19 protein-coding genes are annotated in these 16,378 nt (G+C 65.5%); 11 read left to right on the forward strand and 8 right to left on the reverse strand.

Annotated features, from left to right (window positions below; genetic code table 11):
- The first annotated feature begins 275 nt into the window (after positions 1–275).
- A complete protein-coding gene (locus tag BACI348_RS16540; protein WP_159827955.1) occupies positions 276–1,283 on the forward strand; it encodes a 4'-phosphopantetheinyl transferase family protein in 1,008 nt (335 codons plus the stop codon).
- A gap of 137 nt (positions 1,284–1,420) precedes the next feature.
- On the forward strand, positions 1,421–1,705 hold the full coding sequence (locus BACI348_RS16545) for a DUF1540 domain-containing protein (protein ID WP_159827958.1): 285 nt from the start codon (positions 1,421–1,423) through the stop codon (positions 1,703–1,705).
- 61 nt (positions 1,706–1,766) lie between these two features.
- Here BACI348_RS16545 and BACI348_RS16550 read toward each other — a convergent pair whose 3' ends face one another.
- Both BACI348_RS16550 and BACI348_RS16555 read right to left on the reverse strand, forming a co-directional pair.
- Entirely contained in the window at positions 1,767–2,939 is a 1,173-nt protein-coding gene (locus BACI348_RS16550) for a carboxylate-amine ligase (protein WP_159827961.1), read from the reverse strand.
- Positions 2,940–2,983: 44 nt separating this feature from the next.
- The gene (locus BACI348_RS16555) at positions 2,984–3,238 is read right to left on the reverse strand and encodes a hypothetical protein (protein ID WP_159827964.1); all 255 of its coding nucleotides are present in this window, start codon (positions 3,236–3,238) and stop codon (positions 2,984–2,986) included.
- A gap of 375 nt (positions 3,239–3,613) precedes the next feature.
- Here BACI348_RS16555 and BACI348_RS16560 point away from each other — a divergent pair, with 375 nt between their 5' ends.
- Positions 3,614–3,871: a hypothetical protein gene (locus BACI348_RS16560; protein ID WP_159827967.1), complete on the forward strand. Its 258-nt coding sequence runs from the start codon at positions 3,614–3,616 to the stop codon at positions 3,869–3,871.
- A 114-nt stretch (positions 3,872–3,985) separates the two neighbouring features.
- On the opposite strand, the gene BACI348_RS16565 is transcribed toward BACI348_RS16560, so the two are convergent.
- Positions 3,986–4,732 carry a GAF and ANTAR domain-containing protein gene (locus BACI348_RS16565; RefSeq protein ID WP_236557601.1) on the reverse strand — a complete coding sequence of 249 codons (747 nt, stop codon included), beginning with the start codon at positions 4,730–4,732 and terminating at the stop codon, positions 3,986–3,988.
- Between the two features lie 411 nt (positions 4,733–5,143).
- Between BACI348_RS16565 and ctaD the strand changes: the two genes are divergently transcribed.
- Complete coding sequence (gene ctaD, locus BACI348_RS16570; RefSeq protein WP_503487628.1) at positions 5,144–6,898, forward strand: aa3-type cytochrome oxidase subunit I; 1,755 nt, start codon at positions 5,144–5,146, stop codon at positions 6,896–6,898.
- A gap of 184 nt (positions 6,899–7,082) precedes the next feature.
- Here ctaD and BACI348_RS16575 read toward each other — a convergent pair whose 3' ends face one another.
- Together BACI348_RS16575 and BACI348_RS16580 are read right to left on the reverse strand one after the other, a co-directional pair.
- The gene (locus BACI348_RS16575; protein WP_159827970.1) at positions 7,083–8,033 is read right to left on the reverse strand and encodes a manganese catalase family protein; all 951 of its coding nucleotides are present in this window, start codon (positions 8,031–8,033) and stop codon (positions 7,083–7,085) included.
- Positions 8,034–8,124: 91 nt separating this feature from the next.
- Positions 8,125–8,271 (reverse strand): hypothetical protein, encoded by a 147-nt coding sequence (locus BACI348_RS16580; protein ID WP_159827973.1) that lies wholly within the window; start codon positions 8,269–8,271, stop codon positions 8,125–8,127.
- Between the two features lie 140 nt (positions 8,272–8,411).
- Between BACI348_RS16580 and BACI348_RS16585 the strand changes: the two genes are divergently transcribed.
- Complete coding sequence (locus BACI348_RS16585; protein ID WP_159827976.1) at positions 8,412–8,660, forward strand: hypothetical protein; 249 nt, start codon at positions 8,412–8,414, stop codon at positions 8,658–8,660.
- Between the two features lie 168 nt (positions 8,661–8,828).
- Complete coding sequence (locus tag BACI348_RS16590) at positions 8,829–9,089, forward strand: GlsB/YeaQ/YmgE family stress response membrane protein (RefSeq protein ID WP_159827979.1); 261 nt, start codon at positions 8,829–8,831, stop codon at positions 9,087–9,089.
- Between the two features lie 28 nt (positions 9,090–9,117).
- Here the strand turns inward: BACI348_RS16590 and nhaA are convergent, their stop codons facing one another.
- Positions 9,118–10,458: a Na+/H+ antiporter NhaA gene (gene nhaA / locus BACI348_RS16595; RefSeq protein WP_159827982.1), complete on the reverse strand. Its 1,341-nt coding sequence runs from the start codon at positions 10,456–10,458 to the stop codon at positions 9,118–9,120.
- A 186-nt stretch (positions 10,459–10,644) separates the two neighbouring features.
- Here nhaA and BACI348_RS20755 point away from each other — a divergent pair, with 186 nt between their 5' ends.
- Entirely contained in the window at positions 10,645–10,989 is a 345-nt protein-coding gene (locus BACI348_RS20755; protein ID WP_236557602.1) for a sortase domain-containing protein, read from the forward strand.
- Between the two features lie 284 nt (positions 10,990–11,273).
- A complete protein-coding gene (locus BACI348_RS16605; protein WP_201298439.1) occupies positions 11,274–11,414 on the forward strand; it encodes a hypothetical protein in 141 nt (46 codons plus the stop codon).
- Positions 11,415–11,420: 6 nt separating this feature from the next.
- Here the strand turns inward: BACI348_RS16605 and BACI348_RS16610 are convergent, their stop codons facing one another.
- A complete protein-coding gene (locus BACI348_RS16610) occupies positions 11,421–12,095 on the reverse strand; it encodes a PAS and ANTAR domain-containing protein (RefSeq protein WP_236557603.1) in 675 nt (224 codons plus the stop codon).
- Between the two features lie 204 nt (positions 12,096–12,299).
- On the opposite strand from BACI348_RS16610, the gene BACI348_RS16615 reads away from it, so the two are divergent.
- Positions 12,300–12,629, forward strand: coding sequence for a DUF305 domain-containing protein (locus BACI348_RS16615; protein ID WP_328700012.1), 330 nt, complete (start codon positions 12,300–12,302; stop codon positions 12,627–12,629).
- A gap of 161 nt (positions 12,630–12,790) precedes the next feature.
- Here BACI348_RS16615 and BACI348_RS16620 read toward each other — a convergent pair whose 3' ends face one another.
- Positions 12,791–14,011 carry an FAD-dependent oxidoreductase gene (locus tag BACI348_RS16620; protein WP_159827988.1) on the reverse strand — a complete coding sequence of 407 codons (1,221 nt, stop codon included), beginning with the start codon at positions 14,009–14,011 and terminating at the stop codon, positions 12,791–12,793.
- A 308-nt stretch (positions 14,012–14,319) separates the two neighbouring features.
- Between BACI348_RS16620 and BACI348_RS16625 the strand changes: the two genes are divergently transcribed.
- Positions 14,320–14,976 carry an arsenate reductase/protein-tyrosine-phosphatase family protein gene (locus BACI348_RS16625; RefSeq protein WP_159827991.1) on the forward strand — a complete coding sequence of 219 codons (657 nt, stop codon included), beginning with the start codon at positions 14,320–14,322 and terminating at the stop codon, positions 14,974–14,976.
- 209 nt (positions 14,977–15,185) lie between these two features.
- Positions 15,186–16,343: an LCP family protein gene (locus tag BACI348_RS16630; protein WP_159827994.1), complete on the forward strand. Its 1,158-nt coding sequence runs from the start codon at positions 15,186–15,188 to the stop codon at positions 16,341–16,343.
- Positions 16,344–16,378 lie beyond the last annotated feature (35 nt).

The raw sequence follows: 16,378 nt of genomic DNA on the forward strand, positions 1-16,378 counted from the left end.
TCCATAATGCACTCCATCCTATCGGGCGCGTTTGCCGGCGCCTGCACGGATTCGCCCACAGCGGACGGGCCGGCACCCTGAGTGCCTTCCTCGAGGCCGTCAGGTTCCGTTCCGAACTGCTCAGCTGCCACCTCGACGACGGCGCCCTCCGCCGTCGGCCTCATCACCTGCTGATGGCGCGTTGCAGGAAAAGCGGCACCTGCTGATGGCGCGTTGCAGGAAAAGCGGCAGGAAGTGACGGCGCGTTCGGGTGGGGCCGTGTTCACCGTCCGTCCGTGGCTCTACCAAACAGCCCTCCCGCCGCTGCCATGAGTTCCCTCGCCGGGCCAGGGGTTTCGCTGGCAGCCGTGCGGCTGTCCGGCGTGGACCTTGCGTTGGAACATATATTGGACGACGCCGAGCTGGCGCGGGCCAACACATTCCGCTCACCGGCCCTGCGGCGCAGGTTTGTTGCCGGGCGGATTGTGCTGCGGCTCCACATCAGCGGGCTGACCGGGGACAGTCCCGGTTCCCTGGAGCTGGATTATGTCTGTCCGTCGTGCCGGAACAGGACCGGGCACGGGGTTCCCGGCTACCGCGTCCCCTCCCTCGCGAGACCGCTACGCGTCAGCCTCAGCCGGTCGGGGGACTGGTGCGTGCTCGCCGCCAGCCTGGATGAGGGCGTCGCGGGCATCGGCGTGGACCTCGAGGCCACACCATCGGCCGGCTTCGACGGATTCCAGTCCGTGGCCATGACCGCCCACGAGCGCGGCAAGCTTGCGGGGGTGCCGGCGCCGCTGAGGTCTGGGTTCATGACCCGCCTCTGGGTCCGCAAGGAAGCCGTCCTCAAAGCCCTCGGAACCGGGCTGGCCTTGGACCCCGCCACCGTTGATGTGTCCGGCCCGGTCCCCCGCTTGATTGGCGGACCCGCCTCCGAGGAACGCTGGCAGCTCCAGGACCTGGATCCGGCGAGCGTGGGCCTGCCGCCGGATTTCACCGCCGCCTGCGCCGTCCGGAAACCCGGGGGCCAACATCCGCGGCGCTGCCTGGTTGGGGTGAGTGCGGGCGGGTGGGAACTGGTTGTTGACTCTCCTTCCGGCGGGGTCGAAACTTTGGCAATGACCAATGAACCCGAGGCGCTGATGGCTGTCGTCGAACGGCTCGCCGAGCGCTTTCCTGAAGAACACCGCTCCGTGATCGAGGAGATCGTGGCCGAGGAACACGGCCTGCTCGACGACGGCCCCATCCGCGATTACATCCCCGTGCTGGTGGAAAGGGCCGCCAAGCTCCGGCTGTCCCGCTAAGCAGTATTTAACAGCCATCGGCACCCGCCACGAACGGAATTACGTCAAACAATTGGGTCTTTTTGATCCACGTCATCGGGCCTACGGTAGGAAAACACAGGCCAACCCGGGCTGCCGAAGTACGGAGGATCCCAAAGATGACAACGCACGTCGCAGACTGCAGCGTAACCAACTGTTCCTTCAACGATCACACCAACTGCAACGCCGCCGCCATCACCGTGGGCGGTGCCGAAAACCACGCACACTGCGCCACGTTCATTGAAACGGGCCTGCACGGGGGGCTGCCCAAGGTCCTGGCCGACGTCGGAGCCTGCCAGCGCAGCGAATGCGTCCACAACGACCACTTGATGTGCAAGGCACCCGAGGTGCACGTCGGCCCCGGCAGGGACAACGCCGACTGCCTCACCTACTCCCACGCATAGGATCCGCCCCGGTGCTTAAGAGCTCCGGGGCTTTTGCCTGTCCTGACCAGTCCGCCGGTGACTAGTCAGCGGGTATCCACACCGTGCAGTTGGCAGCGTCGGCGACCACGTCCTCCAGCTCCCCGGTGCGGTGCAGCACTTCCAGCTGGCGCGACGCGCCGGTACCCGCGTAGAGCAGGTCATCGATCAGTTCCTCCACCCGGTGCAGGTCCCCGCTGTCCTCGAGCGCCTCCATGATGTGCTCCAGCAGCGCATTCACTACCGCGACCGCCGGCGTCGGCTGGTAGCTCACCGGGTCCAGCAGATCACCGCCCAGCCCCCACCGGCTGGCCTTCCAGCCGGCCAGGCGCAGCAGCTCGGTGGGAACCGCCTGAGCCGGGACGCCTTCCTGCCACTCCCGGGCAGCCGTCTCCACCACCCCGCGGACGATACCCGCCAGCAGCACGGCGTTCTGCGGCCGCAGGCACACGTCGGCAATCCGGATCTCCACCGTGGGATAGTGCCGCGAGAGTCGGGCGTCGAAGTAGACCATCCCCTCATCCAGCACGACGCCGGTGCTCACCATGTCATGCACCAACTGGTGGTACGCCTCGGCCGATCCAAGGACACCCAGCGGCCCCGCCGACGGCCACCGGCTCCACACCTGGGCGCGGTAGCTGGCATAACCGCTGTTCTGCCCGTGCCAGAACGGCGAGTTGGCACTGAGTGCACTCAGCACCGGCAGCCAGGTGCGGATGCGGTCCAGCACGGCCACGCCTTCTTCATCCGATTCCACCGATACATGGATGTGGCAGCCACAGGTCAACTGCTCCCTGGCGGTCAGCCCGTACTCGTGCGTCATGGCGGCAAAGCGCCGCAGCGCAGCCGGATGGGGGTCGCACGGAAGCGGCGACGTCCCCAGGGCGGCAACGCGGACCCCGATCTTCCGCCCCTCGGCGTCCGCCAGGGCCCTTCCCGCGATCACATCGGCCTCCAGCGCAGCCATCGTTGAATGCGGCGGGGTGACAACCTCGATCATCTCCTGCTGGAATTCCGCCGTGAGGAACGGGCCGCCGCCGGGACCAGCGGGGCGCCTGTACCCTTCCAGCAAACCGGCGGCCATGGGCACGGCTTCCCCGGTTTCCGGGCTCACCAGCAGCAGTTCCTCCTCGATTCCAAACGTACGACGACGTCCGTCACCGGTGCGGGCGCCCACGGGTTCCGCCGGGGTGACGTCCGCGTCCAAGCCGCCCATCGCCGTCGTCCTTTGTCATTCCATCCGGAGCATTGGCCTGCGCATCACAGCGTGGGCGCGGAATTCCGGAGACCGGGCTGGACCGGATCGCCGGCCAGGTGCCCGTACACTAACTCCAGCAGCTCCGCGGCGCGCACGTTCAGCCGACGTGACTCCTCCAGCGCCCGGTCCAGCCGGACTACCTCGGATCGCAGCTCCGCGATGTCGGTGGCGGCGATGGCCAGGCGCAGGTGGACCTCTTCCAGCGGGTCGCTCAGGGGCTCGTGCTCGTGGATGGCATCAAGCAGGGGATCATTCATGGCGCGGTGCACTCACTTTCGGTCGGCTTGGGGCGCCCGTCATTGTGACGCCCGGGCTGTAGGGGCTTGAGTACTCGGACCGGGTCGCGTGCATGGGAGCCTTTCAGCCATTCCGCCGGGTCTGTGCCCGGGCAGGGGGTGTGCCGACGGGCTCTGCATACCGTCCAAGGAAAAACATAATAAGCACGCTTATAAATCCTTGGGAAGAGGGTTTTTGCCGCAGCTGAGTTGTTGTACTTCCCTGCCGGCCCCGAGTACATTCAGCAGTGGGACGGGGCATCATTTCCCGACCCTCCCCCGGCCCTTTGCGCGGGCCGGGCGGGCAGCTGCTGGAGCAGGCCGGCAGCGCTCCTTGCAGAACCGGATTGAGCCAACATGCCGTCCTCGCACTACCAGCAGTTCCTGGCCGAAGCCACCATCCCTGACCCGTCCGCCGATCACCCCTTGGGGCCTGACTGCCTCTACGGCCTTTATGTCAGCTGGGCCTCCCTTCACGGCCTCCGGCCGAAGCCGGACCAGGCCTTCCGCGCCGGCATGCACCGGTGCGGTGTTGACGTGCATGATTGCCGGCTGCACATGACCGGCCCCGCAGCCGCCGACTACATCCTCTACAGCTACCCCGCCGTGGCCTGACCCCAGCCCGCACAGCCGGAAGCGACCCCCTGCTCAGGGAGGGAGCCCGACGGCGGAGGTCGCCTGCCGCCGTCGTCCTCCCTGCCCCACCCAAACCTCGTTCAGGTTTGGGGCTCAGGCGTCGAAATGGGTGGTGATCCCCTGCCTGGATGACAGGGCGTCCGTAATGTGCCCTGCGAGTTCCCGGAGCTTGACGTTGGCGTTGTTCGATGCCGTCCGCATGATCTGGAAGGCCTCATCCTGGCCGCAGCTGTTCTGCGCCATCAGCACACCGGTGGCCACGTCGATGACCGTCCGGGATTGCATGGCCGCTGCCATGTCGTCGCGTGCCTGTTGGAGCCCGGTGATCCGCAGCGCCAGCCGCATAGCCCTGGAGGCGTGCACGGCGAAGGCCTCGGCACGCGCTGAATCGTCGCCGTCGAACGCCCGCGGCCGGAGCGAATACAGGCTCAGCATTACGCGGGCGCCGTCCTCCATCTGCAGCGGAACGGCCAGGATGGAGTGGATACCCTGCCTGGCGGCTGCACTTATATATCGAGGCCAACGGCGCTCCAGGGCCACGTCCGGCACCACCACGCACTGCCTGTTCTCGATCGCCGAAAGGCTTGGCCCATCGTTGAATGCGTTCTGCACCTCATCCAACAACCTGGCGCGGGAATCGCTGCCGGCAACCGCGGCGCCCTTCTTTGGGCGGTGCAACGTCAGCCCGCAGAAGACCGGCAGCCCGGGCGCGGATAACGTGGCGGCAGCCGACACCGCAAGTTTTCCCATGAAGGTGTCCGTGTCCGGGCTCTCCACGAGGAGGTCCTGGAAGTAGCCGTCGAGGTAATCGAATCCCATCAGGGTGGTTTGCTGGACCATGGCAGTTACTCCAAACTGGGCGTAGGTGCCCTGCGCTGGAGGCAGGCGGGCGCCAGTCCGCCACTGCCTAACGGTATCCATCACAGTACATCCCATTCCGCGGTTTTCCAGGCTGCTCCGGGACTGGTTCCAGACCCTTCCTTGCGGATCTTTTCCGCGCTACTGTGGCAACACAACCCACTGGCAGTCTGCCCTGGGTTATCGGGCTCATACAGTTGGGCCTCTGGAGTATCTTCCGGAGGAGCGCGCGGTGTGTATCACTGAACGAAACACTCCAGGGGGGCGGCGCAGCGCCGCACCGTGCTCCACCCCGCCCCCGGTCACCCTCTTCCTGCCGGTTCCTCAACAAATGGAGTCGCAGGTGGATTCCCGCGACGTCCAGCACTCCATCGGGCAAAGGACGCAACGCTCATGACCACCACCGGCCACAAAATGGGAGCGACCCCGGCAACCGCGGCACCTTCGGTGGCTAAGCGGAGCAAGGGACGCATCGTGGTCAACTGGCTCACCACCACCGACCACAAGACCATCGGGTATTTGTACCTGATTACGTCGTTTATATTCTTCTGCCTTGGCGGCGTGATGGCCCTGCTGATCCGGGCCGAGCTGTTCGAGCCAGGCATGCAGGTACTGCAGACCAAGGAGCAGTACAACCAGCTGTTCACGATGCACGGCATCATCATGCTGCTGATGTTCGCCACCCCGCTCTTCGCCGGCTTCGCCAACGTCATCATGCCGCTGCAGATCGGCGCCCCTGACGTGGCGTTCCCCCGGCTCAATGCGCTGGCATACTGGTTCTTCCTGTTTGGCTCCACCATTGCGGTGTCCGGTTTCATCACCCCGCAGGGTGCGGCGTCATTCGGCTGGTTCGCGTACGCGCCGTTGTCCGACACCACGTTCAGCCCCGGGATCGGTGGCGACCTGTGGGTATTCGGCCTGGCATTGTCCGGTTTCGGCACCATCCTGGGTGCGGTCAACTTCATCACCACCATCATCTGCATGCGCGCCCCCGGCCTGACCATGTGGCGGATGCCGATCTTCACCTGGAACACCCTGGTCACGGCCATCCTGGTGATCATGGCGTTCCCGCCGCTGGCCGCCGCCCTGTTCGCGTTGGGCGCCGACCGCCGCTTCGGAGCCCACATTTACGATCCCGAAAACGGCGGTGCCGTCCTGTGGCAGCACCTGTTCTGGTTCTTCGGCCACCCCGAGGTGTACATCATCGCGCTGCCGTTCTTTGGCATCGTCTCGGAGATCTTCCCGGTCTTCAGCCGCAAGCCGATCTTCGGCTACAAAGGCCTGGTCTACGCCACGATCGCCATTGCCGCCCTGTCCATGACGGTCTGGGCACACCACATGTACGTCACCGGCGCCGTGCTGCTGCCGTTCTTCGCCTTCATGACCATGCTGATCGCGGTCCCGACGGGTGTGAAGTTCTTCAACTGGATCGGCACCATGTGGGGCGGTTCGTTGACGTTCGAGACGCCCATGCTGTGGAGCATCGGCTTTATGATCACGTTCCTCTTCGGCGGCCTCACCGGCATCATCCTGGCTTCCCCGCCGCTGGACTTCCACGTCTCCGACTCCTACTTCGTGGTGGCACACTTCCACTACGTGGTGTTCGGCACCGTGGTGTTCGCGATGTTCGCAGGCTTCTACTTCTGGTGGCCCAAGTTCACCGGCCTCATGCTCAACGAGCGCCTGGGCAAGATCCACTTCTGGATGCTCCTGCTGGGTTTCCACGGGACCTTCCTGATCCAGCACTGGCTCGGCGTTGAGGGCATGCCCCGCCGCTACGCGGACTACCTGGTCGAGGACAACTTCACCTGGATGAACCAGTTCTCCACCATCAGTTCCTTCCTGCTGGGAGCCTCGCTGATCCCGTTCTTCTGGAACGTCTACATCACCTGGCGCGCCAGGAAGAGAGTGACCGTGGACGATCCGTGGGGCTTCGGCGCATCGCTTGAGTGGGCCACGTCCTGCCCGCCGCCGCGGCACAACTTCACCTCGCTCCCCCGGATCCGTTCCGAGCGGCCGGCGCTGGATCTGCACCACCCTGAGCTGAGTGTCCGCACGCACGAAACCTCGCACAGCCCGGCCGCGGACGTCCTGGGTGCCGCGGACATCGGCGAGCGCGACGTCAAGAGCCCGGACCCCAACCAGTGAGCACCCTGCGCGACCGCCCCTCCGGCAATTTCGACGCGCACCTGCAACTTCGACGCGGCAAAACGCTGGCGCACCCGCGATTTAGGGTGCGCCAGCGCTTTTGCGTGTCGATTACGGTTATGCGCGTCGCCACCGGCTCTGCGCGGCCGGCCCATGCCCTTGGAGGACGAGCCGGTGGCAGCGCTCAGGCCTTGGCTTCCTGCGGGTTGTCGGCTTCCTTCAGCTCGATTTCTGCCGTGGCCTGGATGAGTGCGAGCAGCTCCGGGTCCAGCCCGGGGGCGAACTCTTCCTTGCGCTCCGGAGACATGCCCAAGGGGACGCCGGTGGGCATCACTTCCGTGCTCAGTTCAGTGCCATCATTCGACGGCGATGCGCCCCTGTATAGCTTTCCCGCCTGGCTGAGGTTGTCGGCGCTGAAGGTGTACTGGACGCTTTGCAGGCCCAGGTCGAGCAGCTTCTTGACCTCGGGGAACTGCTCTGCGTTGGTCTTGGGGATGGGCAGGACCTTGCCCCAGTTCACTCCGAGGCTTTCCAATGCCTTGGCAAAGGCATTCTCGTGCGCCTGGTCCCGCACGATCAGGTAGGCAATGGTGGACCGGGCCGTCTTGTTCTCCGTCATTTCGTAGATGCGGCACTTCTGCAGGCGGCCCGTGGATTCGAGCATCAGGTTGTACAGCAGGTCAAGGACCAGGTTTCCGCTGTTGTAAACGTAGGATCCGCTCCAGGGGTTGCCCGCTGCGTCCACCGGCAGTGCACCCTGTGCGCCCACGAGGTAGTGGTGGATGTTGCTGGTGTCGAGGGCGATTTTCAGTGGAGTGGCACCCTTTGCACCGGGCTCATCCACGGGGTCGTTTTTCTTTCCCTGATACCGGGGGGATCCGTCCAGGAGCTGTGAAATCGTGGTCCCGATGAGCTCGACGTGGCTGATTTCTTCCGTTCCCACACCCTGGAGCAAGTCCTTGTAGGGCTTGGAGGCGGGGTCCCCGCGGAAGTTGATGCTCTGGAACAGGTACTGCATCATGGTGCGCATTTCGCCGAACTGACCGCCCAAGCCTTCCTGCAGGGCATTCGCTGCTGCCGGATCGGGCTCATCGGCAGCAATTTCGTTGATCAGAAGCTCGGTATGCAGGTACATGGTGATGCTCTCCTTGTCATCCAACGGCAGCCGAGTTAATCAGCATGCTTACTATCTTGCATGAGTCGCCGTGGTTTGACCAGACGTTTGGCTATCCCGGCGCAAATTCGACGCGCACCTGCAACTTCGACGCGGCAAAACGCTGGCGCACCCGCGATTTCGGGTGCGCCAGCGATTTTTCGCGTCGATTCTGCTTCTGCGCGTCGCCAGCGAGTCCCTCCTTGCCGCCGCCCGCCATCGTGATCCCTGTGGCCTGGACATGCCCCTTCCTGAACCTCCGCGACTGGTCACAGAAAAAACACCCCGTTGAAACATTTCAGCAACCTCGGCGGGGCAAGCTGTGAAGACGGGGATACAACCAGCAGGAGGCACCGCATTATGGAGGCACAAGGAGTACGTACTGGTCAGCTTCGCATCGGCGACCAGATCGAGGCGTGGCACAATGGCAAGCTGTTCCACTCGGGGCGCGTGACCGACGTCGTACCGGCGCTGGAACTGTTCTGGATCCTGGACGCGAGGACGGGCGCGCGGAAGCTGCTGGATCCGGAGGCACTGGAGATCCGCCACACCGAGGCACCGGCCGTCCCTTCGGACAAGACGCAGGACCAGCGGCTGGCCACCGCCTGAAAGCATCCCGCCCTTCGGAGCCCTACTACGGATAACGGGACCTCACGCCTCGCCGGAGGTCCCGTTATCTGTCCAAAAGCTCCCTGAGGGCAGTGCATAGAATGAAGCCAATGCGGCACCACCGCGGCAGTCCGGGCGCCACATGCCCGCAACCCGAAGGAGCACTCCGTGATTGGATTCATCATTGCCGGCCTGATCATCGGCGCACTGGCCCGGCTCATCAAGCCGGGCAAGCAGAACCTGGGACTGCTCGCCACGCTGCTGCTGGGCCTTGCCGGCTCGGTGATCGGCGGGGTGGTGGCTTCGCTGCTGGGCACGGGAGACATCTTCGAGCTGAACTTCCTGGGCTTCGTGGTGGCCGTCATCGCGTCCGTGCTCCTGGTGGGCACCGCAGAGGCGATCGCGGGACGCCGCTCCGTGCGCCGCTGACTCAAGCCCCCTCAACGAGGATTTGGGGTCAGGGGCGCTCCTGGTACACGTCCGGGATGCCGTCGTGGTCGGTGTCCAGTTTTTCGGCAACTTCGGCTGCGCGGTACTGCCGGTTCCTGGTCCGCAGCACGGCCGTGGCCAGCAGCGCCGCAAGCAGGGATGCGGTGAGAATGCCCACCTTGGCGTGGTCGTCATGCAGGCTTCCCTGGCCGAAACTGAGCTCGGCCACCAGCAGGGACACCGTGAATCCGATACCTGCCAACAGCGCCACACCGAATACGTCTATCCACTTAAAGGACTCGTCCAGCCGCGCCCTGCTGGTTTTTGTCAGGAGCCAGGCGGTGCCCATGATGCCCACCGGCTTCCCGAGCACCAGCGCAAGGATGACGCCCAGGGCCACCGGACCGGAAAGCGCTGAGCCGAGCCCATTCCAGCCGCCCACGGCCACGCCTGCGGAGAAGAACGCGAAGATGGGAACGGCGATCCCGGCGGAAATCGGCCGGAACCGGTGTTCAAAGATTTCGGCCAAACCCGGTCCGGCGTCCGGGCCCCCGGCGGCCTGCGACCGGAGCACCGGGACGGCGAAGCCAAGCAGGACTCCGGCCACCGTGGCGTGGATTCCGGACGCGTGGACCAGCGCCCACGTCACCACGCCGAGCGGCAGCAGGATCAGCCACGCAGCCGCCGTATGCCGGCCGAAGAAATAGCGGAATTTCTGCGCCAGGAACGTGTAGGCCGCCAGTGGGATGAGGGCCAGGAGCAGCGGCATGGCCTGGAGGTCGCCCGAGTAGAAGAACGCGATGATGGTGATGGCAATGAGGTCGTCCACCACGGCGAGGGTGAGCAGGAAGATCCGCAGTGCGCTGGGCAGGTGCGAGCCGATGATGGCCAGTACCGCCACCGCAAAGGCGATATCCGTGGCAGTCGGGATGGCCCATCCGCGCAGGGTTTCCGGGCTGGCGAGGTTGACCAGCGCATAGATGACCGCCGGCGCCAATACCCCGCCGAAAGCGGCAGCCACCGGAACAACCGACTTGTTGAACTGGCGGAGGTCCCCGGCCACGAATTCGCGCTTGAGCTCCAGGCCCACCAGGAAAAAGAAAATGGCCAGCAACCCATCGGCCGCCCAGGCGCCGAGGCTCAGTTCAAGGTGCCAGGGCGCGTACCCCACTTTGAAGTCCCGCAAGGCGAAGTAACTGTCCGACGCCGGGGAGTTGGCCCATACCAGCGCGATCACCGCAGCGGCGACGAGAAGCGCTCCGCCCACGGTTTCCTTGCGAAGGATCTCCCCGATCCGCAACGTTTCGGCGTAGCTTCCGCGCCCGAAAATGATGGACCGGACGGGGCTGTGCGGGGGCTTGGGATTCATGCGGTGTCCTTTTAGGTCGGCTCGACAAAACCATGCCGACCAGACTTCCCGGCGCACCTTCAAGCAATGCTACAGGGCCGGGGAGCACTCCGGCCGCAGCGGCCTCCCGCCGCACGCGAACCCGCTCCGGCCTCAGGAACACGCACACCCCGGCCGGAGCAACACGCACGCCCCCAAGACCCGTTTGTGGCCCGGTTCACGAATTCCGGCCACCGTTGGGGTCTTGGGGCTTCAACGGCGGCCGGGCTTCTGTTCCTGCTGGCCCTGGGCGGCTGCGCGGCCGGACCGGCAACGTCCGACGCCGGCAGCGCACCGCCGGGTTCCTCCGTCAGTGTCCTGCGGGCCGACGGCAGCACAGCCGTCTTCAGCGTGGAACGCGGAGCCCGGTACAGCAAGGACAGCTTTCCCACGCTGGAGGTCTACGGAAACACGGCCGGTTCCGAACTGCGGCTCGTCACCTGCGACGGCTACGACGCCTCCACCGGGCTCTTCGCTGACAACTACGTGATCTACGCGAAGCCCAAAACCTGACCGCGAAGCGCGAAAAGTGACCGCGAGATGTCTCGCACAACCGAACAAACGGCCGCATCCCTGACGGGGCGGCCAGGACGGACGAGTCATGAACAACCGCACCCCGGCTGCTGGCCGCTTTGGCACTCTCGTCACTGCTGCTCAGTGGCTGCGCTGGAACCGCAGGGTCCGTGGGAGCGCCGCCCGCACCGCCGTCGGACGCTGCCACTTCCCTGCCGGCCACGCACACCGGCTGAGTCGCCAACCTGGGCTTCCCGGCGTTCGAAACAGCGGACGGATCGGCCGTGTTCCAGAAGGACAACTTCGTGCTGCAGGTGGACGCCTCAGGCCTGCCCGCCACCCTGGGCCCGGACGATGTCACCCGGAACGCGCTGGCCTACCAGCTCTCCACCACCATCCTGGCGTGCTGGGTGGAGCACCACTGAGAAGGCCTAGCCCACTTTGCGCCGGGCGCTCACGGGCGTCCTGCTGTCATGGGCAATCGCCTTGACGGCGGCGTTGAGGTAACCTCCCGCCGACGGGCTGTTCGCCAGCTGCACGAGCTCGGCCGCCACCACCACCAGCTTGACGTTGCGGTGGCTGCTGGTGCTGACCAGGACCTGGAAGGCGTCGTCCGATCCCAGGTTCAGCTGGCCCATCAGGATGCCCCGGGCCTGGTCGATGACGCTCCGGGTGGAGGTGGCACCGGCCACTGCGTCACGGGCTGTGGCCTCGGTTTCGCGCTGAAGCGTGGAGGTGAGGTCGATCACCACGCCTTCCAACGCGGTGACCTTGCCGGCATCGTCCGCGATGGCTTCACCGGACGTCAGCACCCGCCGCGTGCGCCCGTGGGAGTCGATGATCCGGTGGTACATGCAGTAGTAGCCTCCGGTTTTGACCACCTGCGCCACGATTTCCTCGCAGCGGGGCCGGTCCTCCGGGTGCTTGTGCGAGAACAGGAGCTCCACCGTGGGCACCACCTCGCCGCGCTGATAGCCATGCAACTGGAACATGCCGTCCGACCACCGGACTTTCCACCCGTCCAGGTCCACATGGTATGTGCCCGCAACGCACTGATTGTCGCCTAATGCGCTTGAGTACGTGTAGGGCCTGCTCAGCTCACCCACAGAGCCACCTCCGGTCCAAATTACCCAGCCGCCCAGCACGGGCAGGCGCCATTGCCTCTTAAGTAGGTTAAGTATGGCTGTGAACACGCGCAGTTGATAGGCCCAGGGCCTCATCCGGGTAGTTGAGGAACCTTGACTCTTATACCCCATAGGGGTATATGAGTCAAGGGTCGGCAGTGAAGTGGTACGTCCCGGTCCATCAGGATCAAGGACGCCCAGGCGCCGGAAATCAAGACGACGACCAGGTGGCTCAAAAGCTGGAATGTCCCCACGATGGCGGCTGACCATTCGGGGCATGGCATGTCCGGCATGGTGGACGCGGAGGGCCTCAATAAGCTCAAGGCCCACCAGGGAACCGAGGCTGCCCGGCTCTTTATGGAGCAGATGACCGGCCACCATGAAGGAGCCGTGGAGATGGCCAAGGAGGAAATTGACGGAGGCAAGAATCCCGAAGCCGACCAGCTGGCCCGGGATATCGTCACGGCCCGGGAAGCAGAGATCGCCGAGATGAAGCAGCTCCTGGCCGCGCTCTAACCTTCCCTCCTCCGGAACGCTCTCTCACTCAATGCACCAAATCGACGGACGCTCTCTCACTTTCCTTACGAGAGTGAGAGAGCGTTGGCCCAGATACCGCGTTAAGTGAGAGAGCGTCCCTGTCCTGCAGGGGCGTGGCGTGACGGTGAGGTCACGTCTAGTCAGGTGCTGCCGCTCCTGACGTGCTCCGGCCGGATCCCGATGCCCACGAACCGTGCCGTGACCGGGCGCAGCAGCGGCGACGCTGCGCGCAGGAACATCACGAACCAGCGGGGTGCGATACGGTTGCCGCTGGTTGCCCGGAGGAGCACCCGGTGTCCGTTGCGCTGGACCTGCTGCACTATTTTCACCGGCATCTCACGGCGCCGCTGCACGGCTGCGAGCTTTTCGGTCGGCGCCTTGCCCATGGCCAGGTCCTCCGCGATCGCGTTGGCCAACGCAACTGCATCCTGGACAGCGAAGTTCACGCCGACCCCGAACATCGGCGACATGGCGTGCGCAGCGTCGCCGATGGCGATGAACCCCGGCCGGTACCAGCGCCGGAGCCGGTTGATTTGGACGGACAGGAGTTTGACCTGGTCCCAGTCTGTGAGGGTGCCGACGACGGGGCGCAGGAAAGGTGCGGCACTAGCGATCTTCGCCTGGAGGGCGTCGATCCCTCCTGCCCGCAACCCGTCGAATCCGCCTTTGCGGATGGCCATCCCCGACTGGTATCTGTCACCGCGGTTGATCGTAAGGACCAGCCCTTGCGCGGAGATGTATCCGAGTGTTGGCGGCGGTGGGTCCGGAGGCTTGGGCAGGTTGAACCAGAGCACGTCGATGGGCACGCCGAAGTTATCAGGAGCCAGCCCGGCAGCGGCACGCAGGTCGGAACTGCGCCCGTCGGCAGCAACGGTGAGGGGCGCGCGGATCTCCAGACCGCCGTCGGACGTCCTGGCCCTGACGCCGCGCACCTGGCCGCCATCGATGATGAGGTGGGTGGCCTCGGTGCGCAGGCGGAGCTCGAACGTGGGGAACGCCGCCGTCTCGCGGGCAAGGAAGTTCAGGAAGTCCCACTGGGGTGCGAGGACGAGGAAGTTGTCCGGCAGGGGGAGGGTGCCGAAGTCCACGATGGTGAGGCGCTGGCCATCGACGACGGCGTCCAGGGTGGACAGCCTGGTCAGCGGCAGTTCAAGGAATTTGTGACGCAGCCCGAGTTCGCCGAGCAGGGTCACGGTGGAGGGGTGGACGGTGTCGCCGCGGAAGTCCCGCAGGAAGTCGCCGTGCTTCTCCAGGACGGTGACCCGCAGGCCCCGGCGCGCGAGCAGGTACCCCAGCACCATGCCCGCGGGGCCGCCGCCGGCGATCACGCAGTCCCGTTCGATCACGCTGTCCACAGTCATATCATCGGGCCTCTTCGCGAAAGCTGATAGGGCGTCGGGCGAAAAACGGCCAAAGCTGATGGAGCGTCGGGCGAAAAACGGCCAAAGCTGATGGAGCGTCGGGTGAAAAGCGGCCAAAGCTGATAGGGCGTCGGGTGAAAAACGGCCAAAGCTGATGGAGCGTCGGGTGAAAAGCGGCGAAAGCTGATGGAGCGTCGGGTGGGAAGCGGCCAAAAGTGAGCGGGCGTGCGGGGTGGGGCGGCCGGCGTCGGGGCAGTTGCGTGTTAAGTTGAAAAGCACGGAGGCACCGGCTGGAAAGAGAATCTCCCTTGGACTCACCCGCACCAGTAAGAATCCTGACTGTCTGCACGGGCAACATCTGCCGCTCCCCCGTGGCCGAACGGCTGCTGCAGGCCGGGCTCAACCAGGTGGTGCCCGGCGGTTTCGAGGTGCGCAGCGCCGGGACCCGCGCCATGGTGGGCGACCCCATCCAGCCCATCTCTGCCGACATCATCCGAACCTTCGGCGGCGACCCTGAGCACTTCGCCGCCCGCCAGCTGACCCCGAAGATCCTGCGCGGCGTGGACCTGGTCCTGACCATGACGTCCGGGCACCGCGGCGAAGTCCTGCAGCTGGACGCGTCCCTCCTCAAACGCACGTTCACCATCCGAGAGTTCGCCCGCATGCTCGATGTCCTGGACCGGCGCGCCGGGGCCGAGGGCGTGGCCCCTGAGGGGACGTACGACGGCGGCGATCCACTGGCAGCCAACCTCGCCATCTGGCGGGGCCTGCCTGCGCGCGCCGCGGCTGTGCGGCATTTGTCGCTGCCCGCGGACTCCGCGGAGAACGACATCATCGACCCGTACCGGCGGTCACCCGAGGTATACCGGCAGATGGAGGACGAGCTCGCGCCCGCGATCGTGTCCATCCTGCGCCACGCACGCCTGAAGGCCCCCGTTCGCGGGACAGGTGCGGCCACGCCGTAGCGTTCCGCCAAATCTGCACGTTTCCGGCGAACGCAGCGTTCCGCCCAAGACCCTGCCCGCGCACCCGCGCCTGAAAACCGCTGCAGCACCCGCGGTGAAAATGCCCGCCTGCCCTGCCTCCGCCGTGGTTATTCCGCTGCGGACAAGTGTGTGGGTCTTCTGTGGATTCCCCCGATGTATCGCCGTTCGGCCGCTGCTAATTTTCGGGAATGGGCAGCCAGCGAAAGCATCCAGGTGCACAGGATCCCGGCTCCGAACCCCGGGCCGTGCGCCGCCGGCACCCCTTGCGGACCATCCTCCTGGTGCTCCTGGCAGTGGCGGTCCTGGTCCCTGTTGCGGCCGGCGCTTACCTCTTTAGCCTCGGGCAGATCTACGAATCCAAGACCAACACGATCGAAAGCCCGTTTCCGCCCGAGTCCACCCGGCCGCAGCCGCGCACCCCGGGGCCGGCAGGCGGTCCAGGCGGAGCCGGAGGCGTTCCCGGGGCCGGTCCGGCAGCGGGGACAGCCGCCGGAACCGCGGCCCAGGAAGATCCGTATGCCGGCACGTCCATGAACATCCTGGTCATGGGCAGCGACAGCCGCGGCGCCACGGCGGACGAAGCCCTCTCCGGCGCCAACTCCAACCAGCGCGCCGACACCCTGATGCTGGTGCACATCCCCGCGGACCGGGCCAGGATTTACTCCATTTCGCTGATGCGTGACCTTTGGATCGGCATCCCGGACCACGGCCAGGCCAAGATCAACGCAGCCCTGGCTTTTGGGGGCGTGCCGCTGATGGTCCAGACAGTGGAGTCGCTGTTCCAGCAGCGGATCGACCACGTGGCAATGATCGATTTCGAAGGCTTCAAGGCAATGACCGATGCCCTCGGCGGCGTGACCGTGGACATCCCCCAGCCCTTCGTCTCCCGCCACGACAACTTCGCCTTCAGTGCCGGAACCCAGACGCTGGACGGCGAGCATGCCCTCGAGTTCGTCCGCGAGCGCTATGCCTTTGCCGACGGCGACTACCAGCGGGTCCGGAACCAGCAGGCGTTTGTGCGGGCACTGTTCGCGAAGAACCTCAGCCCGGAGACGCTCCTCAACCCGGTGAAGGTCCACAACGTCATCAGCGCCATGGCCCCGTTCATCAGCGGGGACCGCGGGCTGGACGCTGCGACCCTGGCCCGCCTGGCCCTGGAACTGCGTGACGTGCGGGCCAACGACATGGTCATGTTCACCCTTCCCACGCTGGGAATCGGCACCTCCGCGGACGGCCAGTCGATCGTCCTGCCCGATCCCTGGGCTGTCGAGAGCATTTCCGAGGCGCTGGCAGGTGACAGTTTGGATACGTATATAGCCAGCGGAGCCCTGGCTGGCGGACACTGATCCCACTGAAGCGGTAGCCACCAGCACAATGAAGT

The organism is Arthrobacter sp. 9AX, from assembly GCF_902506095.1.
Classification (GTDB): Bacteria; Actinomycetota; Actinomycetes; order Actinomycetales; family Micrococcaceae; genus Arthrobacter.

Excerpts from the sequence above, each read along its gene's own strand:
- BACI348_RS16545 (WP_159827958.1), top strand. The coding sequence starts at position 1,421 with ATGACAACGCACGTCGCAGACTGCAGCGTAACCAACTGTTCCTTCAAC.
- BACI348_RS16550 (WP_159827961.1), bottom strand. The coding sequence starts at position 2,939 with ATGGGCGGCTTGGACGCGGACGTCACCCCGGCGGAACCCGTGGGCGCC.
- BACI348_RS16555 (WP_159827964.1), bottom strand. The coding sequence starts at position 3,238 with ATGAATGATCCCCTGCTTGATGCCATCCACGAGCACGAGCCCCTGAGC.
- BACI348_RS16560 (WP_159827967.1), top strand. The coding sequence starts at position 3,614 with ATGCCGTCCTCGCACTACCAGCAGTTCCTGGCCGAAGCCACCATCCCT.
- BACI348_RS16565 (WP_236557601.1), bottom strand. The coding sequence starts at position 4,732 with ATGGTCCAGCAAACCACCCTGATGGGATTCGATTACCTCGACGGCTAC.
- ctaD (WP_503487628.1), top strand. The coding sequence starts at position 5,144 with ATGACCACCACCGGCCACAAAATGGGAGCGACCCCGGCAACCGCGGCA.
- BACI348_RS16575 (WP_159827970.1), bottom strand. The coding sequence starts at position 8,033 with ATGTACCTGCATACCGAGCTTCTGATCAACGAAATTGCTGCCGATGAG.
- BACI348_RS16580 (WP_159827973.1), bottom strand. The coding sequence starts at position 8,271 with ATGGCGGGCGGCGGCAAGGAGGGACTCGCTGGCGACGCGCAGAAGCAG.
- BACI348_RS16585 (WP_159827976.1), top strand. The coding sequence starts at position 8,412 with ATGGAGGCACAAGGAGTACGTACTGGTCAGCTTCGCATCGGCGACCAG.
- nhaA (WP_159827982.1), bottom strand. The coding sequence starts at position 10,458 with ATGAATCCCAAGCCCCCGCACAGCCCCGTCCGGTCCATCATTTTCGGG.
- BACI348_RS16620 (WP_159827988.1), bottom strand. The coding sequence starts at position 14,011 with ATGACTGTGGACAGCGTGATCGAACGGGACTGCGTGATCGCCGGCGGC.
- BACI348_RS16630 (WP_159827994.1), top strand. The coding sequence starts at position 15,186 with ATGGGCAGCCAGCGAAAGCATCCAGGTGCACAGGATCCCGGCTCCGAA.